20 protein-coding genes are annotated in these 22441 nt (G+C 61.4%); 9 read left to right on the plus strand and 11 right to left on the minus strand.

All coding sequences use genetic code 11. From position 1 onward, the window contains the following. Positions 1 to 360 precede the first annotated feature (360 nt). From CK910_RS18375 to hybO, 11 genes are all read right to left on the minus strand, one after another. Positions 361 to 1002 carry an ATP-binding cassette domain-containing protein gene (locus CK910_RS18375; RefSeq protein ID WP_098984269.1) on the minus strand — a complete coding sequence of 214 codons (642 nt, stop codon included), beginning with the start codon at positions 1000 to 1002 and terminating at the stop codon, positions 361 to 363. Positions 1003 to 1116: 114 nt separating this feature from the next. Further along, on the minus strand, positions 1117 to 1905 hold the full coding sequence (locus tag CK910_RS18380; protein WP_098984270.1) for an ATP-binding cassette domain-containing protein: 789 nt from the start codon (positions 1903 to 1905) through the stop codon (positions 1117 to 1119). A gap of 202 nt (positions 1906 to 2107) precedes the next feature. After that, a complete protein-coding gene (locus CK910_RS18385) occupies positions 2108 to 2920 on the minus strand; it encodes an ABC transporter permease (protein ID WP_098984271.1) in 813 nt (270 codons plus the stop codon). Then, positions 2910 to 3920: an ABC transporter permease gene (locus CK910_RS18390; protein WP_441296854.1), complete on the minus strand. Its 1011-nt coding sequence runs from the start codon at positions 3918 to 3920 to the stop codon at positions 2910 to 2912. Before CK910_RS18390 ends, CK910_RS18385 begins: the two co-directional genes overlap by 11 nt. Continuing rightward, positions 3905 to 5512 (minus strand): ABC transporter substrate-binding protein, encoded by a 1608-nt coding sequence (locus CK910_RS18395; RefSeq protein ID WP_098984273.1) that lies wholly within the window; start codon positions 5510 to 5512, stop codon positions 3905 to 3907. Before CK910_RS18395 ends, CK910_RS18390 begins: the two co-directional genes overlap by 16 nt. A 115-nt stretch (positions 5513 to 5627) precedes the next feature. Next, entirely contained in the window at positions 5628 to 6155 is a 528-nt protein-coding gene (hybE, locus tag CK910_RS18400) for a hydrogenase-2 assembly chaperone (protein WP_098984274.1), read from the minus strand. Next, positions 6137 to 6667: a HyaD/HybD family hydrogenase maturation endopeptidase gene (locus CK910_RS18405; protein ID WP_098984275.1), complete on the minus strand. Its 531-nt coding sequence runs from the start codon at positions 6665 to 6667 to the stop codon at positions 6137 to 6139. Before CK910_RS18405 ends, hybE begins: the two co-directional genes overlap by 19 nt. After that, positions 6667 to 8370, minus strand: coding sequence for a hydrogenase 2 large subunit (hybC, locus tag CK910_RS18410; RefSeq protein WP_098984276.1), 1704 nt, complete (start codon positions 8368 to 8370; stop codon positions 6667 to 6669). The genes CK910_RS18405 and hybC overlap by 1 nt, the downstream gene beginning before the upstream one ends. Next, a complete protein-coding gene (gene hybB, locus CK910_RS18415) occupies positions 8367 to 9554 on the minus strand; it encodes a Ni/Fe-hydrogenase cytochrome b subunit (protein ID WP_098984277.1) in 1188 nt (395 codons plus the stop codon). The genes hybC and hybB overlap by 4 nt, the downstream gene beginning before the upstream one ends. Next, positions 9547 to 10590, minus strand: coding sequence for a hydrogenase 2 operon protein HybA (hybA, locus tag CK910_RS18420; RefSeq protein ID WP_098984278.1), 1044 nt, complete (start codon positions 10588 to 10590; stop codon positions 9547 to 9549). The genes hybB and hybA overlap by 8 nt, the downstream gene beginning before the upstream one ends. Before the next feature lie 2 nt (positions 10591 to 10592). After that, positions 10593 to 11726, minus strand: a complete 1134-nt coding sequence (hybO, locus tag CK910_RS18425) for a hydrogenase 2 small subunit (protein WP_042871387.1) — start codon at positions 11724 to 11726, stop codon at positions 10593 to 10595. 700 nt (positions 11727 to 12426) lie between these two features. On the opposite strand from hybO, the gene CK910_RS18430 reads away from it, so the two are divergent. From CK910_RS18430 to CK910_RS18470, 9 genes are all read left to right on the plus strand, one after another. Beyond that, complete coding sequence (locus CK910_RS18430; RefSeq protein ID WP_098984279.1) at positions 12427 to 12795, plus strand: response regulator; 369 nt, start codon at positions 12427 to 12429, stop codon at positions 12793 to 12795. Between the two features lie 16 nt (positions 12796 to 12811). After that, positions 12812 to 13132, plus strand: coding sequence for an STAS domain-containing protein (locus tag CK910_RS18435; RefSeq protein WP_098984280.1), 321 nt, complete (start codon positions 12812 to 12814; stop codon positions 13130 to 13132). After that, positions 13119 to 15257: a chemotaxis protein CheA gene (locus CK910_RS18440; RefSeq protein ID WP_098984281.1), complete on the plus strand. Its 2139-nt coding sequence runs from the start codon at positions 13119 to 13121 to the stop codon at positions 15255 to 15257. The genes CK910_RS18435 and CK910_RS18440 overlap by 14 nt, the downstream gene beginning before the upstream one ends. Before the next feature lie 43 nt (positions 15258 to 15300). Further along, positions 15301 to 16980: a methyl-accepting chemotaxis protein gene (locus CK910_RS18445; protein ID WP_098984282.1), complete on the plus strand. Its 1680-nt coding sequence runs from the start codon at positions 15301 to 15303 to the stop codon at positions 16978 to 16980. Between the two features lie 10 nt (positions 16981 to 16990). Further along, complete coding sequence (locus tag CK910_RS18450) at positions 16991 to 17521, plus strand: chemotaxis protein CheW (RefSeq protein WP_098984283.1); 531 nt, start codon at positions 16991 to 16993, stop codon at positions 17519 to 17521. Continuing rightward, entirely contained in the window at positions 17518 to 18381 is an 864-nt protein-coding gene (locus CK910_RS18455) for a CheR family methyltransferase (RefSeq protein ID WP_253852721.1), read from the plus strand. Before CK910_RS18450 ends, CK910_RS18455 begins: the two co-directional genes overlap by 4 nt. Continuing rightward, positions 18378 to 19454 carry a protein-glutamate methylesterase/protein-glutamine glutaminase gene (locus CK910_RS18460; RefSeq protein WP_043136609.1) on the plus strand — a complete coding sequence of 359 codons (1077 nt, stop codon included), beginning with the start codon at positions 18378 to 18380 and terminating at the stop codon, positions 19452 to 19454. Before CK910_RS18455 ends, CK910_RS18460 begins: the two co-directional genes overlap by 4 nt. Positions 19455 to 19456: 2 nt before the next feature. Beyond that, positions 19457 to 20677: an EAL domain-containing response regulator gene (locus tag CK910_RS18465; protein WP_098984284.1), complete on the plus strand. Its 1221-nt coding sequence runs from the start codon at positions 19457 to 19459 to the stop codon at positions 20675 to 20677. A 122-nt stretch (positions 20678 to 20799) separates the two neighbouring features. Beyond that, positions 20800 to 22431 carry a methyl-accepting chemotaxis protein gene (locus CK910_RS18470; RefSeq protein ID WP_098984285.1) on the plus strand — a complete coding sequence of 544 codons (1632 nt, stop codon included), beginning with the start codon at positions 20800 to 20802 and terminating at the stop codon, positions 22429 to 22431. Positions 22432 to 22441 lie beyond the last annotated feature (10 nt).

Consider the following 22441-nt stretch of genomic DNA (forward strand, 5'->3'; position numbering starts at 1 on the left):
CTAACGGTGGATAACAAAAGAGGGAGGCTGATGCCTCCCTCTCTTTTATCTGCGAACCTTGCCAGCCGTGCTATCTGCACCAAATGGCCAGCCTCTCACACTTGCCCCCTCACCCTGGCCCTCTCCCCAGGGAGAGGGAACCGGTTCGTGGATGTCGCATTCTTCTCTTCTGTCTCAACAGGGAAAGGGAAACCTATGCGTGGATGCTGGCAATATGCTCGAAATATGCGTCCCCCTGAGAGGGTCTGCAAGCATAACAACCAGCCCTGTTTTCCAAACCCCGAGCCTGACGAGATGGCACCTTCTGCTCCCTTCTCCCCTTGCGGGAGAAGGGTTGGGGATGAGGGGGAACACCAATCCTCAGGCCGCGTTTTCAGCCAATACACCAGTTGCAGGCGACGCCTCACCAAAGCGCAGCACCCGATGGCAGATCTGGCGCAGCAGCGCCTGCTGGTGACTGAAAACAAGCATGCCAAGCCCGCGCTGTTCGCACTCACGCATCAACTCCCGCCAGAGCTGGCGTTGAATTTGCGGATCCAGCTGGGCGGTCACCTCGTCGGCGACAAGCAACCGGGTGCGGGGATCGAGGGCGCGCAGCAGCGCGATGCGGGCCAACTCGCCACCGGAGAGCTGACCCGGCTTGCGCTCAAGCCACTCGGGCTTGACCATAAAGCGGGCCAGCATGGCGTCATCGGGGCGCCACACATCCCACAGCGCCTGCCCTGTGGTGCGATAGGGATTGAAGGTGAGTTCGGGGTGCTGGGGCACCAGCTGGATGGGGTTGTAGCCTTTTACCTGCTTAGGCAAAGGCTGCCCATCCAGCAGGATCTGCCCACCTGCCCGAACCGGTTGCCAGCCCGCCAATACCCGCCCCAGCGTGGTCTTGCCATAACCGCTCGGGGCAGACATCCCCAGCCGCTCGCCCGCCTTCACCGCCAGTGACAGTCCCTGCCAGAGAGGGCGTTCCCCCTGAGCGATGGTGAGATCCCGTACTTCAAACATCAGCAGACCTCCGGGGTAACAAAGGGTGAATGGCACTGCGGCAACACCGGCCATTGAATGTCGGACATTGCATATCTGCTGCGCAGCAAGTTCTCTGTTTCAACAAAATCGGCATCAGGAAACCTCCGACACAGAGAAGAGCGCGTTGAACTCGGGCAGCGCCTGCCAGTGAGCACGCAGCATCTCGCTTCCCTGCCCCTGCCGCAGGTGGTGGCAGCTCAGGGTATCGCTCACCTGGCCCTGATGCAGCGCGACTATGCGATCGGCAAAGCGGGCCGCCAGCGCCAGATCGTGGGTCACCCAGAGGATGCCGCTGCCCTGATTGGCCAGTTCGCGCAATTGACCGAGCAACAGACAGGCCAGCTCCTCGTCGAGCCAGGCGGTGATCTCGTCCGCCAGAATATAGCGGGCGCCGCCGAGCGCCGCGGTGCAGGCCAGAATGCGCTTGGCCATGCCGCCGGAGAGCTGGCGCGGATAGCTGTCCAGGGTGGAGGCGGGCAACTGATAGCACTGCAACTGCTGGCCGAGCCGTTCGCGGGAACCGTTCTGGCCACAGAGACGAGCCGCCCGGCCCAGCTGGCGCTCCACCGTCAGCAGCGGATTGAGGGCGCTCACCCCTTGCGGCACATAGCAGAGGGTATGGCCGCGCAGACGGGCACGGCTGGCATCGCACAGGGGCGTGCCATCGAGGGAGATGGTGCCGCGCATGCGCAGGTTGTCCGGCAGCAGGGTCAGGGCGCTTTGCAGCAGCAGGCTCTTGCCCTCGCCGCTCCCCCCCACCAGCGCCACTATCTCCCCCGGCGCCAGTTGCAGGCTGATGTCGGTCAGCAAAGGCTGCCAGCTGCGCCGCCCCAGCCAGGAGTAGTGGGCGGCCTCTATGGTCACATGGTCAAAACTCAGCATGCTTCACTCCTGTGCCACAGCAGCTGTTGCAGGGCGCGCGAGTAACCTGATCGAACAGCAGCGCCAGCCTGTGCTGACGCCAGATGGCGGTTTCAAATATCAGCATGCTTCACCCCCAAACCAGAGCTGCTGCAGAGCGCGCGAGTAACCTGATCGAATAGCAGCGCCAGCCTGTGCTGACGCCAGATGGCGGTTTCAAATATCAGCATGGCTCACCCCCAAACCAGAGCTGCTGCAGGGCGCGGGTAGCCTGATCAAACAGCAACACCAGCAGCAGCAACATCAGGCCGGGGAAGAGGGCCAGCCACCAGCCGCCACCGGCCAGATAACGCAAGGCATCGGCCAGCAGCAGGCCAAGGGAGGCCTCATGGGCCGCCAGACCAAAGCCGAGAAAGCTCAAGGCGGCGCTGTGCAGCACCGCATGGGGAAACATCAGCAAGGTGCCGATAAACCACTGGGGCAAGAGCCCCGGCAGCAGGTGGGTGCGCCAGCGGCGCAGCGCCCCCATCCCCTGACAGCGGGCCAGCACCACATAGTCGCTGCAGGCGATTCGCCGCGCCTCTGCGCAGAGAATGAGCGCCAGCTTGGGCCAGTGGGTGAGCGCCACCGCCAGGATCACCCCGCGCATGCCGCCCCCCACGGTAAAGCAGATCAGGATCAGCAGCAGCATATGGGGCAGCGCCAGCATGGCGTCGATCACGAGGCGCACCGCCACATCGCATCTGGGGTGGATGAGCGACACGCTTGCCGCCACCATGGCCAGCAGGCCGCTGCACAGGGCCGTGCTGATGCCGAGCTCCAGACTGGTGAGGGTGCCCTGAAAGGCCCGCAACCAGAGATCCCGCCCCATCTGATCGGTACCGAACCAGTGCGCCAGCGAGGGGGGCTGCTGGCGGGCCAGCAGATCCATGGGCACATCCTGATGAGAGAGGCTCCAGCCATAGGCGGCCAGCAGCGCCAATCCGATCAGGGCAAAACCCAGACGCAACATTGAGGGGAGCGGATTAAACAGCATGCCCACCCTCCCAGCCCAGGTTGATGCGGGCCAGCAGCACGCTGGCCACAGTGTTGCCAATAAAGACCAGCAGGGTGCAGAAGAGCACTATGCCCATCAGCAGGGGGATATCCCCCCTCAGCCCCGCATCCACGGTCGCCTGCCCGAGCCCCGGATAAGAGAAGACCTTCTCGGCCAAAAGCGATCCGCCGATCAGCTCACCCAGGGAGGCAAACTGCAGACAGATAGCCGGGGTCAGGGCGTGGCGCAGCACGTGAAGACGCAGCATGGGCCAGCCACCGTCCCCCTGGGCGCGGGCGTAGCGGATAAAGTCGCTCGCCAGCACCTCGGCCACCCGCGCCCGGGTATGCAGGGCGATGTTGCCCACCCCGAGCAGCGCCAGCGTGGTCACCGGCAGCAGCAGATGGCGCAATCGCATCAGCCAGTCCGCCTCATCGGCAGAGAGGCCCGGCGTCCAGGCGCAGCAAACCGGCAGCAGCGGCCAGTGCACAGCAAACAGGGCAAGCAGCAAGAGGCCGACCCAGAAGGTGGGCAAGGAGGCGAGCAAGTAAGCAAGGCGGCAGATAAGGCGATCGGGCCAGCGGTTGAGATAGCGACCGGCGCAGAGCCCAAGCAGGATGCCGAAAAAGCCGGAGAGCAGCCAGGCGCCCGCCAGCAACAGGAAGGAGGCGGCAAAGCGGCTGCCTATCACCTGAGCCACAGGCGCGTTGTAGAGCATGGAGTAACCGAGATCCCCCTGCAGCACCTGGCAGAACCAGTGCCAGTAACGCAGCCACAGCGGCTGATCCAGCCCCCAGCGGGCGGCAATGCGGGCGTACTGCTCCGGGGGAACATGGAGCAGATCGTTACCGATATAGGCCTTGATGGGATCTATGGGGGAGTAGCTGAGCAACACAAAGGTGGCGACGGAGACCAGACACAAGAGCCCTGCCAGACGCAGCAGGGCTTTTAGCAACATATAACCTGACGTGCTCAAGGGCGAACTTAGCGGCACGTCCACCGCCAGTCAGAGAGGTTGTTGAGCAAAGACCAGCTACCGTGAATTTCCGGCGCCCCCTTGCCAAGGTCGATGCAGCGGTTGGCGAGATAGGTGTGCTGCACATTGAGCAGCCAGGCCCAGGCGGCATCCCCCTGCACTCCGGCGCCTGTCTTGCCATCCCACTCCACCTGCTGCCAGAAGGGCACGGCCGCCTGCCAGTTCGGGGCATCCAGCGCCTGCTTGAGGTGGCCATCCACCACGGGGTTGCTGTAGTAACCGGGGTTGTAGAACTCGACGCCCCCGGCACCGCTCTGGTAGTGGTGATATAGCTCCATGGGATCCAGACTCCCCCACCCCATCAGCACCGGATTGGCGTGCATCTCACGCTCCACCTGCTCCCAGCTGCCGGACTTGAGGCTCACCTCCAGACCTATGGGTTTGAGCATGGCCCGCACAGCTTCCGCCAGATCCCGGCGAGTGCTGTCGCCACTGGTGTACCAGAGGGTGAAGGCCGCGCGCAGATTGTCCTTGTGGCGAATGCCGTCACTGCCCCTCTTCCAGCCCGCCTCGTCGAGCAGGGCGTTGGCATGGGCGGCATCGCCGTCCTTGAAGGCGGTAGATTTGCTTTGCCAGGGCAAGCCTTCCACCGCGCTGTAAGCGGGGATGGCGTGCCCTTCCAGCAGCTGATCGGCCAGCAGCTTGCGATCGATGGCGTAGTTGATGGCGCGGCGCACCGCCACATCGGAAGTTACGTCGTTGCCGATGGCATAACCCTTGGCATCCTTTTTACCTGCTGCAGGAATGGGGAAGACGATGCCGCGGTTCTCCACGCTTGGCCGTACCCAGAGCTTGAGCGAGGCAGGCACTGTGGGCGCCAGCGACGGGGGGATGCGCACCAGATCGAGCTGGCTGCTCTGGGCGGCGGCATAGGCACTCTCTTCGTCGATAAAGACAAAGACCAGCCGTTTGAAGTCATTGCGGCCACCGGCGTAATGGGGGTTCGCCTCCACCACCAGCTGCTGACCGGGCAGGAAGCTCACCAGCCGGTAGGGGCCGGCACCGACCGGCTCGCGGGCATAACGCTTGGGATCGTAATCCCGCTTCGATACTATCCCGAGCGATCCCAACACATTGACGAAGGTGCTCTGGGGGGCGCTCAAGGTGATGGCAACCTCGGTGGGCGAGAGCACCTTGGCAGAGACAAAGTTGCCCATGTCGATCTTGCCGCCGCCCCTAGCAGCGCTCTTGTAGGTAAAGGCCACATCTTCGGCGGTGAGCGGCACGCCGTTGGAGAACTTGAGGTCGGGCTTGAGGCGGATGAGCCACCCCTTGCCATCCTGGTTCGGGGTCACAGATTGGGTGAGCACATTCTGCCAACTGAGGTCTGCGTTCTGCTTGAGCAGCGGGCTGTGCAGCAGCAGGTAGCTGCCGTGACTCCAGCCAAGCAGGGGGTCAAACCCTTCGGTAGGCTCGGCGCCGATGGCGAGCTTGAGTTCGGCAGGAACCGGCTGGGCTGCCAGTGCCACATGAGAGAGTCCGCCCGAGAGCAGGGCCAGCAGGGTGGCCGCGACGACAGGCACGCCCTTGCGGCGGCCATGGCATTGAATGGTCATAAGATTCCTTGTTCGTTTGTACCACTCACCTCGAAGAAAAACGCCAGACGAAGAAGCGAGTGAGGGGCCAAAACGGGCCCCTATTCTAAACTTGATTTCGCGTGAAACCTAGCGGCTATGCCGGTTGGCCACGACGGGCACCAAACAGCCGTCTGCGCCCCAGATCCACGCCGGCGGCACCTTGCTGCACAGGCAAGGAGTGCAGCATCTTGAGGGTGCTGTTCACCAGCGAGCGCCCCTCCTCGGCACCAAGGTGCGGATCGAGCGGCGACATCAGGGAGCAGGCCAGCAGCTGCCCCGTCTCGGGCAGTTCGCCCACCATGAAGGTCATGTTGCCGCAGGGGAGCTGCAGGGCGAGCCGATCGCTGCTGCTGCGCACGGGCCAACATTGATCCGGCCCCGGCAGCACCACCAGGCTCAGCATCCAGGGGGTGAGCACGCAACCGAGCCACTGCCCCTCAAACAGCACGCACTCGGCCACTATGGGCATAGTGGCGTGGTAGAAGGGCAACCCCTGCATCTGCTCTTGGGCGATCCGCTCATACTGGGCCACCAGCAGGGGCGCGGGATTGGTGGCGAAACCGATGAACTCCTGCACGCGTTCCTGCACGGCATCAGCCTCGCTCAAATGGGACTGCGCCATAGGCCCTCCTGCTCCTGTTTTGCCTTTTCCTGTTCGGAAAGCGCAATGGCGGGGGCGCCGACGCTGGCCAGCAGGGTCAAGATCCTATCCTTCGCCTCCCCCATGGCCGCCGCCACTCGCGGGGTGAGGCCGATGCGGGGTTCCAGCGACTCGGGCTCCACCCCTATCAGGGTGAGCCGCTTGGGGGATTCCCCCGTCATGTGCAGCGCCGAGAGCACATCCGCCAGCCCCAGCTGATGGGGGGAGATCTTGCGGCCAAACAGGGTCGGGATCTCCTCGCCCTGCAGGGTCACCACAGTGCCCGGCGGGTTGCCGCTGCGCACCGCATCCGCCAGTATGATGTGGTCACGGCTGGCCATGGCTTCCAGCAGCTCCATGCCGGCGGTACCGCCATCCAGCAGCTCGATGCCGGGGGCGAAACGGTATTCGCGCCCCAGCGCCTCGACGAGGCGCACCCCGACCGCCTCGTCACTCAGCAAGAGGTTGCCGACCCCCAGGATCAAGGTGTTCATCACAGCACCTTCACCTGGGTCACTTCGCCATTCTGGGTATCCACCACGTGCACAGCGCAGGACATGCAGGGATCGAACGAGTGGATGGTGCGCACCACCTCCAGCGGTTTGGCGGGATCCGCCACCGGCGTGCCCACCAGCGCCTGCTCGTAGGGACCGGGTTCGTCGTTGAAGTTGCGCGGACCCGAGTTCCAGGTCGACGGCACCACTGCCTGATAGTTGGCGATCTTGCCCTCCTTGATGACGATCCAGTGGGAGAGCATGCCGCGCGGCGCCTCCTCGAAGCCCACCCCGCGAAACTCCTTGTCCGCCGGGATCTCGGCCTTGATGTAGGCGCTGAAGTCCCCCTTGCCGATGTTGTCGACCAGCGCCTTCCACTGGTGCGCCAGGGTGTCTTTGAGCACACAGCAGCGCACCGCGCGGCCTATGATGCGGCCCATGGTGGAATGCAGCTGTTCGGTCTTGATGGCAGAGCCGGTCAGCGCCTTGTAGATGCCGTTCAGCTGATCAAAATGGGTCACAGTCTCCGGGTGCTTGGCGGCGAGCTTCACCAGCAAGTCTGCGAGCGGCCCCACCTCCACCACCTTGCCGTAGAAGGTGGGGGATTTGACCCAGGAGTACTTGCCGTCATCCTGCCAGCCGGTGTAGTTGGGCTCGGTCTTGCCCTCCCAGGGTTTGAGAGGTTCGTCATCCTTGTACCAGGCGTGCTTGTTGCTCTCGGCTATGCCATCCATCAGCCAGGCATCCTGATGACTCTCGATGGGGCGATAACCCGCCAGATCGCCGTTTTCGATGTAACCACCCGGCATCAGGAAGCTGCCACCCTTGGCATCGGTGGGAAGCTCGGGCACGCTCAGGTAATGCTTGGCTCCCTGCCCCAGGCTCAGCCACTCGGGATAGTGGGCGGCTATGATGGCGGCATCCACCTTGTAGACCTGCTCGATGAACTCGCCGAGCCGATCGATAAAGCTCTTCACATAGAGCAGCCGCTCCAGGTTGAGCACGCTAGGGGCATCCAGGTTGATGGGGTTGGCTACCCCGCCCACCGCCAGGTTCTGGATGTGGGGCGTCTTGCCACCGAGGATGGCGACGATGCGGTTGGCATCGCGCTGGCACTCCAGCGCCTGCAGGTAGTGGGCCACGGCGATGAGGTTCACCTCCGGGCTCAGCTTCATGGCCTTGTGACCCCAGTAGCCGTTGGCAAAGATGCCGAGCTGGCCGCTCGCCACCAGGGCACGGATCTTGTCCTGCACCTTGGTCAGCTCTTCGGCGCTGTTGAGGGACCAGGTGGACACCCCTTTGAGGATGTCCGCCGCCTTTTGCGGGTTGGCCTCAAGCGCCGCCGTGATGTCCACCCAGTCCAGCGCGGAGAGCTGGTAGAAGTGGACTATGTGATCGTGGATATTGTGGGCCGCGATGATGAGGTTGCGGATGTACTGGGCGTTGACCGGCACCTGGGCGCCGATGGCGTTCTCCACCGCCCGCACCGAGGCGATGGCGTGAATGGAGGTACATACCCCGCAGATGCGCTGCACTATCATCCAGGCATCGCGCGGGTCGTTGCCCTTGACGATCTCCTCCATTCCGCGCCACATGGTGCCGGACGACCAGGCCTTGGTGACTATGCCGCCTTCGATCTCGCAGTCGATACGCAGGTGCCCCTCAATACGGGTGATGGGGTCTATGGTGATACGTTGGCTCATACGTTGGCTTTCCCTCGGGCCTGATAATCTTGGTGAACACGTTCAAGTGATGGCAGTACCGGCAGCAGCCGGATCAGCAGCAAATAGGCACAGACCTCGATGGCGACGAAGCCCAAGGAGATCAGCACTTCCGCCGCGGAGGGGAAGTAGTGATAGCCATTGCCGGGGTTGAAGGCGAGCAGGGAGTAATCCAGTCGCCAGAGGGCTGCGCCCAGTAGCATGCTGAGGGCCCCCAGGAACAACATGCGCGAGTCCCGGCGGCTCTTGTCCCAGTGGAACACCAGCAGCGGGAATATCATCAGCGCAATCTCGCTCCAGAACATGACGGCGTAGCGGTTGAACTCGGAGAGATAGGACGACTTGTCGTTGATGACGATCTCGGCAAAGCGCAGCGCCACAAACAGGATCAGGAAGATGTCGATCACCTGGGTCAGCTTGTAGAAGAGCGACTTCTCGTTGGGACCCCGCCCCGCCAGCCCTGCCTGCACCAGGGATCCTTCAAACACTACGATGGAGAAGCCCATGATGAAGGCGGTCAGCAAGGAGAAGACCGGCAGCAACTCGTAGCTTTGCCAGAGCGGATGTATCTTCTCCCCCGCCACTATCATCAGGGATCCCATGGAGGACTGGTGCATGGTGGGCAGCAGGGCCCCGAGCGCCAGGATGAAGAACATGATCTTGTTGAGCCGGGCCATGGAGGTCTTCCAGCCGAACTTCTCGAGCAGCACGGGTGCGAACTCCAGCGCCATCACCCCTATGTAGATGGTCATGCAGACCGCCGTCTCGAACAGCACAGAGGAGGTGTTGAAGAAACCCGGAATGTAGAAGTAAGGCAGGTTCCAGTAACGCCCCACATCGATTGTGATGGAGAGGCCGCCCAGCGAATAGCCGAACAGACTCGCCAGCAGGGCCGGTCGCACCAGGGGGTGATACTCGCCCCGGTTGAAGACGTAGACGGCCCAGGCCAGTGCCCAGCCACCGCAGGCGAAACCTGTGCCGATCAGCAGATCAAACGAGATCCACAGACCCCAGGGGTAGCCCCCGTTGAGATCGGTGACCGAACCCAGCCCGAAGATGAGGCGTTTGAGGATCAGCATGCCGCACAGGATGACGAAGGGCGCCAGCACTATGACGGGCCAGCTGACCAGCTTGCCACCGAGCGGATGTGCCTTGTGGTTACTCATGATCCTTGCCTCCCTTGTCAGAACCCGGCTCTTTGCCCTGCCCAGGCGCAGGGTCCTCGTCATGAGGGTGCGCCTGATCGTGCTTCTTGGCGTTGCGGCGAATGAGCACAGAGAGGCCGGTCAGCACCACCATGGGCAGCACCATCCCCTTGTAGAGGGTGTGCTGGATATGCTCCGAGCGCGCCCCTGAGGAGAGCTCCGGCAAGTCAGGCATGTCGAGCTTGGTGTAAGGCACTCCGGCCAGCACCAGCACCTGGGTGCCACCGCCCTCTTTCTCGCCATAGACGTAGGGCTGGTAGTTCGGCACTTCATGCAGATAAGGGTCGTTGGCGTTAAGGGTCTGGCGCGGATAGGCGTACTCGCTGCCCGGGCTCGCCAGCAGGCGGCGCCTGGCCTCGGCCATCAGATCCTCGCGGCTGCCGAAGATGACGGCGCCGGTCGGGCACACCTCGACACAACCGGGCAACTTGCCCTGATTGATCCGCTCAAGCCCCTGCTGGTTGCAGAGCTCGCACTTGTGAATGGCCCCGAACGGGTTGTCGTAGTCATATTTGGGCACATCGAACGGGCAGCCCACCATGCAGTAGCGGCAGCCGGTGCAGACGCTCGGGTCGTAGTGGACTATGCCGGTCTTGGGATCTTTTTTAAGGGCCTGCACCGGACAGACGGAGACACAGTTGGGATCGACGCAGTGCATGCACTGCTTCTTGATGTAGGCATAGCCATCCACCAGCTGATCCTTGTTCTCACCCGTGCCGCTCTTCCACACCTGGATGATGTTGTTGGTGTAGGGAGTCAGCTTGTCGTTGTTGGACCAGGTCTGCTCCCCCGCCGGGTTGGCCGGGTTGCCGTTGAGGCGCTGGCACTCCGCCACGCAGGCCTGACAGCCGACGCAGAGGGTGGAGTCGTACAACATGCCGAGCGATCCGGGAATGGGCGGCTTGTTCTTGGCCGCCGCCATGGCGCTGCCGGGCACGGCAGCCCCTGCCGCCAGCGCGCTGGCGGAGGCAAACTTGAGGAAATTGCGTCTGTTCACGGTCACTCCTCCCGTGATGGGTGCTGCCCGGCTTCGTGGCGCTTCTGCTGGCGACCGAGTTCACGCACCGTCATCAGGCTCACCCCGACCAGCACCCCGAGGGCACCGCCGATGAGGCCGGTGGCGGTGGGCGACATGTGTCCCCCCTCCTGAATGGCCACATCGGGTTTTTCCACCCGCGGGGTCGGATTTTCGACCTTGGCGAGCTGGAAGATCCCCTTGCTGAAACCCACCCCCTGTTCGTTGCAGCCATAGCAGGGATGGCCTATGCCCACCGGCCAGATGCCGCCACCCACGTCGCAGAACTCCAGGGTCGAGCAGTTGCCATAGGTCTCGGGTCCCTTGCAGCCAAGATGGTAGAGACACCAGCCCTGACGGTGGCCCTCGTCGCCGAACTCCTTGGCAAAGCGTCCCGCATCGAAGTGCGGGCGGCGCTCGCAGTTCTCGTGGATGAGGCGCTCATAGGCAAACAGCGGGCGCTTCTTGCTATCCAGCGCCGGCAACTTGCCGTAGGTGATGTAGTAGGCGACCGTGGTGAGGAAGTTGTGGGGGTTGGGCGGACAACCTGGAATATTGATGATGGGGGTGCCGATATTGCCGAGGGCTTCCTCCAGGCTGACGGCGCCGGTCGGGTTGCCACCGCTGGCGGGCACACCGCCCCAGGCAGAGCAGGAACCGATGGCGATGACGGCGGCCGCATCGGCAGCCGCACGGCGGATATGATCGACTATGGGTTCACCGGCCACCATGCAGTAGACGCCACCATCTTTCAATGGAATGGAGCCGTCCACCACCAGCACATACTTGCCCTTGTAGCGCTCGATGGCGTTGCGCTTGTTCTCTTCCGCCTGATGGCCAAAGGCCGCCGAGAGCACCTCGTGGTACTCCAGCGAAATGGTGTTGAGGATCAGGTTTTCTATGGTGGGGTGGGTTGAGCGCAGCAGTGACTCGGTGCAACCCGTGCACTCCTGCGCGCCAATCCAGATCACCGGTGGCCGCTCGGGGCTGGTGAGCGCCATGGCCATCTTGGCCACGGCATTCTGGCTTAATCCCAGGGTTGCGGCCATCCCGGCGCACAATTTCATAAAGTCACGGCGATTAATTCCATGAGCCGATAAAAAATTATCCTCGACCATTCTTCTTATTCCCGTTAGTGAGCACTTGTTTGATAAATGCTTAATAGCGGAAATGCTAAGGACTCCCCTCTCCTCCCGTGTTGATCTCCATCAAGCTGCGGGACATTATCCGGATATATAACTCATCATCATTAATTTAAAAAAACCATATGCAGCATATAGTTAGCAAAATCGCCAATGAACCAACAAAATACCCACAAAGGGTTATTTTTGTGGCTTTATGAATTAACAACATAAAAATCATTCGTTAATTCGCGATGTTAAATAATCAGAATGAAAGCGTTGTCACACTATTTTACAGGCCACTGATGTTATCAGCCATGAGTGATCGCCAGAAAAGAAAGAGGCCGATAAAATATACCTTTATTATTTGTGATCATATATGTAAACAACAAGAATGGACTTGCCAATGATATTTATTATCAGCTGTCGCTCCGTCAATATCGTGCTCATGGCAGCGCTCATTCAACTGCCTTTTATTTGGGCAAAACCGCACTACGGCCAGGAGCCTTCCCCTCGTTTCCACCCCTAGCCCCCATATGAGGTTGCACAATCAGTGCCAAGTGTCTCCCAGGTCTGGTTGCAATATAAAAAATCTCTCCAACATCAGACTCTTGAACAACAATTATCACTGAGGCCCAGAGCTGGCCTCGCCCCTGCGCTGGGGCCCACTCCTGATGTAGCGTCGAGAGGATGACTTATGGGCAAGACCATACTGGTGGTGGATGATTCCGTCGGGATCAGGGCGGCCATCACCATGACGCTCAGCAGCGCCGGTTTTGACGTGATAGAAGCAGAAGATGGCGAGGCCGCCCTCATCCAGCTGGGCAACCAACGCGTACACCTCATTATTTCAGACCTCAACATGCCCGGCATGGATGGCATGACGCTGCTCAGACGGGTCAAGGCGCAGCAGACGACCCGCTACCTCCCCTTCATCATGCTGACCACGGAAGACTCCGACCAGATCAAGCGAGAGGGATTCGAGGCCGGCGCCCGGGTCTGGCTGACCAAGCCGTTCGAGCCGCTCAAGCTGCTCGATGATGTCTACAAGGTGGTGCAACCATGATCCGGGAGCGACTGTCATGAGCCTGGAACTCGATACCCGGCACACGCCCCCCACCGCCACCCTGAGCGGTGAACTGAGCATAATGACGCTGGGGGATCTGCAGGACGATCTGTTCGGCCTGCTCAACTTTGCCGACCTGAACCTGGACTTGAACCCGCTGGAGGTGCTCGACGGCTGTGGCGCCCAGCTCATCGCCATCTTGCAGCAGGAAGCAAGCCAGCAGAGCAAGCGGCTGCGGCTGCTGGCGAGCGATGAGTGTGTCGCCCACGAGGTATTGACCGAGCTGGGGTTGTGGGCAGACGTAGGCTCAGAGGGGGCGATTCATGGACATCAATAAGGCCCGTGCCCTCTTTTTCGAAGAGGCCTATGAGCAATGCGACAACCTGGAACATGCCCTGCTGGATCGTGAGAGCTATCCGGCCCACCCCGACACCTACAACCTGATGTTTCGCACCGCCCACACCATCAAGGGTTCGGCGGGCATGTTGGGGCTGACCATGCTGGTGCGCTTCGCCCATGCCATGGAAAACATGCTGGAGCGGCTGCGCAGCGGCGAGATAGCGCTGGATGAACACCTGATCAACCTGTTGCTGGCCTGCAACGATCAACTGCGCGATCTGTTGCAGGGCGCCGAACACAATCCCGAACTGCAGCAGACCGAGACCCAGCAGATCCTGGCCCTGCTCTCCCAGTTGCAGGGTCACCAGACCCTGCCCAGCGAGCCGCTGGCCATGCCCTCGCCGACCCCCGTCGCCTCGCAGGATCTGCGCCCCTGGCACCTCTCCTTGCGCTTCTATCCGGCCCTGTATCAGGATGGCTTCGACCTGCTTGCCTTCATCCGCTACCTGGCCAATCTGGGACGGATCCACTTCATCCAGCCAGTCTGGCACGAGTGGCCACCACTGCAACTGCTCGATCCCACAGAATGTTTTCTCGGCTACGAGATAGGCCTGCTCAGTGCCGAGCCCAGAGAGCGGATCCTGGGCACCTTCGACTTTATCGCCCACGCCAGCCTCATCAGCGTGCTCACGCCGCATCAGGATCTGGCGCTGTTTGCCGAGCAGGGCCAACGGCTGGCGGCATGGCGGGATGAACCGCTCTCGGCCCAGCTGCAACGCTGGGTGGCCGCCCAGGCACTGACCGAAGCGGAAGCCGCCCGCATCGCGAGCGGTGACTTGCCGAGTGCCGCCACGACGCCGACACCAACGAAGCCCGATCCGGCCCCGATCCCCGCCCCCCTGGTTCAGGCCAAGCCACAACTGCGCGCCGAAGGGCACTACATCCGGATCGAGGCGGCCAAGCTGGATCGCCTGATCAACCGGGTCGGCGAGCTGGTGATCGCCACCTCGGCCACCACACTGCAGGCCAGACTCAGGGGGGATGCGGAGCTCATCGAATCAGTCGCCACCGTCAACACCCTGGTGGAGGGGATACGTGACGATGCCCTGACCCTGCGCATGGTGCCCATCAACGAGATCTTCAACCGTTTCCCGCGACTGGTGCACGAACTCTCCCAGCAGACGGGCAAGGAGATCCAGCTGCAGATCCGCAACGCCGACACCGACATCGACAAATCCATGGTCGAGAAACTGACCGATCCCCTGATGCACCTGGTGCGCAATGCCGCCGATCACGGCCTCGAAGATCAGGCACTGCGGCTGGCGGCCGGCAAGCCGGCGCAAGGGGTGATCACCCTGAACGCCTACCATGACGCCGGTGCCGTTGTGGTGGAGGTGAGCGATGACGGCCGGGGCATAGATCGCGACAAGATCCTCGCCAAGGCCCACGCCCATGGCATGGTGCCGGAGGGCAAGGTGTTCGGTGAGCAGGAGATCTTCCAGCTGCTGTTCCTGCCGGGGTTCTCGACCGCCGCCGATGTCAGCGATCTCTCGGGGCGCGGGGTCGGGCTGGATGTGGTCAAGCGCAATCTGGACTTTCTGCGCGGTGAAACCACCATAGAGAGTCGGCTGGGTGCAGGCACCACCTTCCGGCTCAGGCTGCCCCTGACCCTGGCCATCATAGACGGCTTCCGGATTGAGGTGGATCACGCCTCCCTGGTGATCCCCCTCGACATGATGGTCGAGTGCATCGACCTGCCGCCGGATGCCCTGCACAGCCAGAGTCGCCAGATCAACGTGCGCGGAGAGTGGGTTCCCTTCATCGCCCTGCGCGAACTGTTTGCCCTGCCGGCGGCGACCGAACCCGAGTTCGTGGTGATGGTCGATTACGCCGACAACCGCGCCGGTATCGTGGTGGATCGCCTGATAGGGGAAGTGCAGGCGGTGATCAAGCCGCTGGGAGACTTGTTCAAATCCCTGCGTTACGTCAGCGGCTCCACCATTCTGGGCAATGGCCAGCCGGCGCTGATCCTCGACGTACCCCAACTCATCCAGCTGGCGTGGCGGCGGGAGCAACACTTGCTCCATCAGCAGGCCGACGCCCTGTACACCATCAGACATTGACCACAGACCATACTGTCACTAACAGGATTCACGGAGTAGAGCCATGGACTGGTTTCACAACTTGCAAGTCAGAACAAAGCTGGTGTTCTCGTTTTCCATTCTCATGCTGTTGCTGGGCGTGCTGACGCTCACCAGCTACTCCTCCACCAAGGAGATGGCAAAGCTGGTCGAGAACATGCACGCCAATCAGCTCGTCCCCATCAAGGATCTGGCCAACGCCAATATACAGGCCATATACATGAGTCGGGCCCTCTATCGCTATGTGCTCGAGAACAATGTGGAGACCAGAAAAGTAAACGAAAACAACATGTTTCGTTATGAGAAGAAAATGAATGAGTTAATTGAAAAATATCGCAAAACCTACCTCACCCAGCCAGAAATAGATATGTTGGCTCGCTTTGACCAGGCATGGGCAATTTACAAACCCATAGCCGACAGCATCATACGGACTGTGCAATCCGATACGGGGGATAATCTCAATAACCAGAAAGCCGCCATCATGCTGGCCGAACAGGGGCGACCGGCGTTCAATGTTGCTGACGATCTTCTCACCGACCTGGTCAACCTGAATGACAAACTCGCCACTCAGTCATTAGCCGACAGCAAAATCATTTATGGGGACAATCTGCAGATCCTGATCGCCATCGCCTGCAGCGCCTTTCTTATCTGCTTCGTGCTGGCCCTGCTGGTGACCCGCAGCATATTACGCCAGCTGGGAGGAGATCCTTCCTATACGGTGCAGGTGGTAGCCCGCGTCGCCGACGGCGATCTCTCCACCCCTGTGCTGCTCAGGGCCGACGACACCAGCAGCCTGCTTTACGCTATCAAGAGCATGGCCCACCGCCTCTCCGATACCCTCAACGAGGTGGGTGCCATGTCGGAGGCGATAGGTTCGGCCTCCGAGCAGGTGGCCGCCACCGCCAATGCCCTCTCCCAGACGTCATCCGAACTCGCCTCCAGCGTCGAGCAGACCAGCGCCTCGGTCGAGGAGATGACGGCAACAGTGAGCCAGAATGCCGACAACGCCAGGGTGACCGAGAACATCTCCACCAAGGCTGCCAGCAGCGCCACCGACAGTGGCAAGGCGGTTGGCGAGATGGTCCACGCCATGAAGGAGATAGCCTCGCGCATCACAGTCATCAATGACATCGCCAACAAGACGGATCTGCTGGCCATCAATGCTGCCATCGAGGCGGCCAGGGCCGGTGAGCACGGCAAGGGCTTTGCCACCGTCGCCGCCGAGGTAAGAAAGCTGGCGGAGCGGTCACAAACCGCCGCCAAGGAGATAGGCGAGCTGGCGGGTCGCTCCGTCAGCGTGGCCGAGCAGGCGGGTTCGTTGCTGCGCGAGATGCTGCCCGGCATCGATCAGACCGCCACCCTGGTGCAGGAGATAGCCTCCGCCTCCCGCGAGCAGCGGGCCAGCGTCTCCCAGATCAACATAGCCGTGACCCAGATAAGCGATGGCATGCAGGCCTCGGCCGCCTCGGCGGAAGAGCTCAGTTCCACCTCGGAAGAGCTCAGCTCCACCGCCCTGCAACTGCAGGAGCTGATGCAGCAGTTCACGCTCAGGGGGGGCAACAACCGCCAACCCCATCCCTTGCACAGTGCCACCTACTCAGCCGCCAGACGCATCAAGCCGAAGAAGGGAACTGCCCGTCAACAGCCCTTCCACGAAGAGGATCTGGAGCGGGAAATCGACGATGGCAAGTTCACCAACTATTAGGAGCAGGCCGATGAGAGATACCTTTGCTCCTGCTGCCACGGCTTCCCATTTTCACTGCGTCACCTTCATGCTGGGGGGGGAGCTGTATGGGGTCGACATAGGCTGCATCCGTGAAATCATCGAGTTCGAAGGCATGACCCCGGTCCCCATGATGCCGCGCTTCGTGCGGGGCATCATCAACCTGCGCGGCGCCGTGGTACCGGTGATCGATCTCTCCATCCGCTTTGGCAGAGATCAGACTCCGCTGCTACCCACCACCTGCGTCGCGATCCTCTCCCTGCCCAACAGCAATGGGGAGGAGCAGGAGATCGGCATGCTGCTGGATGCGGTGTGCGAGGTGCTGGAGATCCGCACCGACACCATAGAGCCGGCACCGACCTTCGGCACCCACATCCGGGGTGACTTCATTCAAGGGGTCGTCACCATAGATCAGCGGTTCGCCATCCTGCTCGACATGCACAAGGCGCTCTCCATCACCGAACTGAGCGCCATGGCCGAGGCCGCCACCGGCCAGCTGTTCTCGCAAGAGCAAGGCGGATGAACATGGCGGCGCCGCTGTTCACGCCAGAGCTGGTCCCGACCCTCAGTCAGAGCGAATTTGATCTGTTTCGGCGTTTCATCCTCAACACGGCGGGCATAGATCTCGCCCCCTGCAAACGGGCACTGGTGCAATCCCGGCTCGCCAAGCGGCTGCGGGCGTTGCAGCTCACCAGCTATCAAGCCTATTGGGAACGGATAAACCAGCCCCTCGCCCCCCAGGAACGCCAGCTCGCCATCAATCTGCTGTCGACCAACGAGACCTATTTCTTTCGCGAGGCCCAGCACTTCAGCTGGCTCAAACACCATGCCGAGCAGCTGCTCGCCAGTCGCAGCCAGCCGCTTCGCGTCTGGTCCGCAGCCTGCTCCACCGGCGAGGAGGCTTACTCCGCCGCCATGGTGCTGGCCGAGCAGCTCGGCATCAACGAACGCTGGAGCATTCATGGCACCGACATCAATACCCGCGTCATTCCCTTTGCCCGGCGTGCCATCTATTCGGTCGAGCGGGCCCGCCATGTGCCGCCCCATCTGTGGCTGCGCTACTTTCAGCGCGGTCACGACGAATACGCGGGCAAGATCCGGGTCAAGCCGACGCTCGCCAGAAAAGTCGTCTTCGCCAACCTCAATCTGCTGTCGTGCAGCGATTATCAGGAGCGCGATTTCGATGTGATTTTGCTCAGAAATGTCCTCATCTACTTCAACGACACCACCAAGGCCCGCGTCCTGACCCAGCTCTGCCAGCTGCTGAGACCCGGTGGCTATCTGCTGGTCGGGCACTCAGAGGTCATTCGCCAGCAAGATCTTCCCCTCGTGCAGGAAGCCCCTTCCCGCTATCGCCGTCTGCCAGCAAAGGATGCGCCATGACAATACGGGTATTGATCGTCGACGACTCGGCCCTGGTGCGGGAAGTGCTGACCCAGATGCTGAGCAAGGCTGCGGATATAGAGGTCATTGGCGCCGCCTTCGATCCCATCTTCGCCATGCAGCAGATGAAGAAGTGCTGGCCCGATGTCATCATCCTCGACATAGAGATGCCGCGCATGGACGGGCTGACCTTCCTCAAGAAGATCATGGCCGAGCGCCCGACCCCCGTCATCATCTGCTCCTCCCTGACCGAGGAGGGTGCCATGATCACCCTGGAGGCCCTCTCGGCGGGGGCCATCTCCATCGTCACCAAGCCCAGCGTGGGCATCAAGAGCTTCCTGCAGCAGTCGGCCAACGACTTCATCCAGGAGATACGAGCTGCCGTCGGCGCCAAGCTGCGCAATCTGCTGCCCGCGACCAATCAGATTGCGGTCGTCCCGCGCCACAATGCCGATGAGATGCTCTCCCCCCCGGCCGAGCGGATCTCGTTTCGCACCACGGAGAAGATCATCGCGCTCGGCACCTCCACCGGCGGCACCCAGGCGCTGGAATACCTGCTCTCCCGCCTGCCGGCCAGTTGCCCTGGGCTGGCCATAGTGCAGCACATGCCGGCCCGCTTTACCGCCTCCTTCGCCGAGCGGCTCAACAGCCTCTCCCAGCTGGAGGTAAAGGAAGCCGCCACCGGCGATCGCCTGCTGCCGGGCGTCGCCATCATAGCCCCGGGCGGCAAGCACCTGCTGATCCAGCGCAGCGGCACCCAGTATCTGGCCGAAGTGAAAGAGGGCCCGCCGGTCTCCCGCCACTGCCCGTCGGTGGACGTGCTGTTTCGCTCGGTGGCCGTGAGTGCAGGCAGCAATGCGCTTGGCATCATCATGACCGGCATGGGAGACGACGGAGCCCGGGGCATGAAAGAGCTGCACGACACAGGGGCCCGCACCATAGCGCAGGATGAAGGCAGTTGCGTGGTGTTTGGCATGCCCAAGGAGGCCATAGCCCATGGCGGCGTGGACGAAGTCATGTCACTCACCCACATCACCCAGACGCTCAGCCGTCCGGATCAGCGAGGCGTGTAATTATGTCGTTGGAAAAATGGCAAGGACGCAGTGCCATGGTGGTCGATGACTCCCGCACCCAGCAGTATGAGGTGACCTGCTTGTTGCAGGAGCTGGGGTTTGGCCACGTTCATGTGGCTCAGGATGGTCAGGATGCACTGGACAGGTTGCAGCAACTGGAGCACATAGACGAGCGCATCGATCTGCTGCTGACCGACCTCAACATGCCGGGCATGGACGGGGTGGAGCTCATCAGCAACCTGGAGAAAAATACCCACTACCGGATGTTTGTGGCCGTGATGAGCGGAGTGGAGCGGGATGTGCTGGACGTGATCCACGCCATTGCCGATGCGGGTACCCTGGAGGTGATAGGCGTGCTGTCAAAGCCGCTCAAATCGAGCGACCTGCGCAACATGCTGCAGCATTGCGATCCCCTGGTGCACAGGGAGAACAAGAAGTGGATGCAGCTCGCCTTCACCGCCGACGATGTGCAGCAGGCGCTGGACAACCGGCAACTGGTGCCTTTTCTGCAACCCAAGATAACGATGGCGGATTCGCGCCTCTATGGCTTTGAGGCCCTGGTGCGCTGGCTCCATCCCGAACACGGCGTGATCCCGCCCGTCTGTTTCGTCCACCATCTGGAAGAGGGGCAATTGGCGCTGGATTTCTTTTATCACTTCCTGCACGCCACCTGTGATGCGCTCACGACACTGGCCAGCCTGCCCGACCCCATCAGCTGCTCGATCAATTTGCCGGTGAGCCTGCTGCTCACGGATAAATTGGTCGAGAACATGATTGCCGTCGTGCAGGAACACCAACTGCCCTGCAACGCCATCATTATTGAAGTCACCGAAACCACCTTCATGTCCAATCTCTCCATGTCATTGGGCACCCTGGCCCGTTTGCGGCTCAGGGGGTTTGGCGTCGCAATGGATGATTATGGCACCGGCTACTCCTCCATGAAGCAGTTATCCCGCTGCCCCTTCACCGAGATCAAGATAGATAAAGAATTTGTCCACGACGCCCATAGCAGCCCGAAGAAGCTGGCTATATTGACCTCAGCCATCGTCATGAGCCAGAAGCTTGGGCTCAAGACGGTGGCCGAAGGGGTTGAAAGCGAAGAGGACTGGCGGCAACTGGCCCTGCTGGGCTGTGAACTGGCCCAGGGCTATTACGTCAGTCGCCCCTTGCCTGTGGCACAGATAACGTCCTGGTTTGCCGAATGGCAAGCCAGGGTGACATGAAGGGTGAAATAACGAGGATGCAGAAACGATATTGTGGTGCTCACCCGGCCAGGGGTGGGATGACAAGAGAGCAGTCGTAATCTCGCTGCAGGGAACGCAAATAAAACAAGCATGAGGCTACCATGAACAACCTACTTCGCCAGATCTCCATCAAGACGCGGCTTATCGTCTCTTTTCTGTTGCTGAACCTCATCCTGATCGGGGTGGGGCTCTACGGCAAACAGAATACTGCCACTGTCAATGACATGCTCAATGGCATGTATCTCAACAACCTGACCCCCATCACCGACATAGCCAATGCCAATATGCAGGCCATCTACCATAACCGTTCGCTGTTTGACTATGTCATCGAGCCAACACAGCCAGGTATGGACAAGATCGCCAGCCAGATGGATGGCTACGAACAGAAGATGAATACCCTGCTGAATAAATACCGGGCGACCGAGCTGACCGAGCCGGAAAAAGCCGCGCTGGCGGAGATGGACAGAACCTGGCCCATCTATAAAGAGAGTGCGAAAAAGGCGATGGCCGCCAGCTATGCCAATGACAACGACACCGCCGTCAAGCTGATGAAGGGGGAAGCCGCCGCCAGCTTTCAGGTGGTCGACGATCTGCTCAGCAAGCTGGTGGACATCAATCAGGGGCTCGGCAAGAAGGCCTATGATGACAGCGACGTGATCGTCGCCGATATCACCACCACCACCTATACCATACTCGCCGGATCCGTCATGCTCTCCCTGTTGCTGGGCTGGCTGCTCAGCAGCAGCATCAATCTGCCCTTGCTCGCCATCATGAGCGAGCTGAAGCAGCTGGCGCAAGGGCATCTCACGGCGCAGGACAGTGCGGAAGGCAACGACGAGCTGACCCAGATGCAGCAAGCCATGAGCAGCACTCGCCACAGCCTGCGCGACATCGTCTCGACCATGCAGCGTGCCGCCGAAGGGTTGACTGCCAGCTCCTCCCAGCTGGTCGCCGCCGCCCAGCAGGTCAACACCAGCTCCCAGCAACAGTCGCTGGCGACCGCCAACACAGCCGCATCGGTCGAAGAGCTGACCACCTCGGTCTCCCAGCTCTCCTCCTTCGCCAACCAGGCCAACAGCGTGGTGATGCAGTCGGGGGAGATTGCCCATTCGGGTGAAGAGCAGGTCAAGCACGCCTCGCAAGAGGTGCTCAAGGTCACCACGGCCGTCAACGACTCGGCCAAACAGGTGCAGGGGCTGTTCGATGACATCACCCGCATCAGCCAGATCTCGGTGATGATCCAGGGAGTGGCGGATCAGACCAACCTGCTGGCACTCAACGCCGCCATCGAGGCCGCCCGGGCCGGTGACATGGGGCGTGGCTTTGCCGTGGTGGCCGACGAGGTGCGCACCCTGGCGGCGCGGACGACCCAGGCGACACAAGAGATCAACGAGATGCTCAAGTCGATCCAGCAGGGGGCCACAGGTGCGGTCAAGGGAATGAATGCCTGTGCCGACAGCATGAGCAGGGTGCGAGAAACCACCGACAGCTCCAGCGATACCATGGCCCAGGTGGATCAGAGTTCCCGCAAGGTGGTGGGCCTCATCCAGGAGATCAGCTCCATGCTCCATGAGCAGGCCGCCGCCAGCCAGCTGATCGCCCAGTCGGTCGAAGAGATCACCCAGATGTCGCTGGAGAACGTATCCGCCGCCGAGAGCGTCAACCACGATGCCTCCCAGCTGACCGACATCATCCACCAGCTCAACCAGGGCATAGGTTTCTTCAAGGTGTAGCAGGCCAACA

It is taken from the genome of Aeromonas sp. CA23 (genome assembly GCF_002587065.1).
Classification (GTDB): Bacteria; Pseudomonadota; Gammaproteobacteria; order Enterobacterales; family Aeromonadaceae; genus Aeromonas; species Aeromonas bestiarum.

Excerpts from the sequence above, each read along its gene's own strand:
- CK910_RS18375 (WP_098984269.1), bottom strand. The coding sequence starts at position 1,002 with ATGTTTGAAGTACGGGATCTCACCATCGCTCAGGGGGAACGCCCTCTC.
- CK910_RS18380 (WP_098984270.1), bottom strand. The coding sequence starts at position 1,905 with ATGCTGAGTTTTGACCATGTGACCATAGAGGCCGCCCACTACTCCTGG.
- CK910_RS18385 (WP_098984271.1), bottom strand. The coding sequence starts at position 2,920 with ATGCTGTTTAATCCGCTCCCCTCAATGTTGCGTCTGGGTTTTGCCCTG.
- CK910_RS18395 (WP_098984273.1), bottom strand. The coding sequence starts at position 5,512 with ATGACCATTCAATGCCATGGCCGCCGCAAGGGCGTGCCTGTCGTCGCG.
- hybE (WP_098984274.1), bottom strand. The coding sequence starts at position 6,155 with ATGGCGCAGTCCCATTTGAGCGAGGCTGATGCCGTGCAGGAACGCGTG.
- CK910_RS18405 (WP_098984275.1), bottom strand. The coding sequence starts at position 6,667 with ATGAACACCTTGATCCTGGGGGTCGGCAACCTCTTGCTGAGTGACGAG.
- hybC (WP_098984276.1), bottom strand. The coding sequence starts at position 8,370 with ATGAGCCAACGTATCACCATAGACCCCATCACCCGTATTGAGGGGCAC.
- hybB (WP_098984277.1), bottom strand. The coding sequence starts at position 9,554 with ATGAGTAACCACAAGGCACATCCGCTCGGTGGCAAGCTGGTCAGCTGG.
- hybO (WP_042871387.1), bottom strand. The coding sequence starts at position 11,726 with ATGGTCGAGGATAATTTTTTATCGGCTCATGGAATTAATCGCCGTGAC.
- CK910_RS18430 (WP_098984279.1), top strand. The coding sequence starts at position 12,427 with ATGGGCAAGACCATACTGGTGGTGGATGATTCCGTCGGGATCAGGGCG.
- CK910_RS18435 (WP_098984280.1), top strand. The coding sequence starts at position 12,812 with ATGAGCCTGGAACTCGATACCCGGCACACGCCCCCCACCGCCACCCTG.
- CK910_RS18440 (WP_098984281.1), top strand. The coding sequence starts at position 13,119 with ATGGACATCAATAAGGCCCGTGCCCTCTTTTTCGAAGAGGCCTATGAG.
- CK910_RS18445 (WP_098984282.1), top strand. The coding sequence starts at position 15,301 with ATGGACTGGTTTCACAACTTGCAAGTCAGAACAAAGCTGGTGTTCTCG.
- CK910_RS18450 (WP_098984283.1), top strand. The coding sequence starts at position 16,991 with ATGAGAGATACCTTTGCTCCTGCTGCCACGGCTTCCCATTTTCACTGC.
- CK910_RS18455 (WP_253852721.1), top strand. The coding sequence starts at position 17,518 with ATGAACATGGCGGCGCCGCTGTTCACGCCAGAGCTGGTCCCGACCCTC.
- CK910_RS18460 (WP_043136609.1), top strand. The coding sequence starts at position 18,378 with ATGACAATACGGGTATTGATCGTCGACGACTCGGCCCTGGTGCGGGAA.
- CK910_RS18465 (WP_098984284.1), top strand. The coding sequence starts at position 19,457 with ATGTCGTTGGAAAAATGGCAAGGACGCAGTGCCATGGTGGTCGATGAC.
- CK910_RS18470 (WP_098984285.1), top strand. The coding sequence starts at position 20,800 with ATGAACAACCTACTTCGCCAGATCTCCATCAAGACGCGGCTTATCGTC.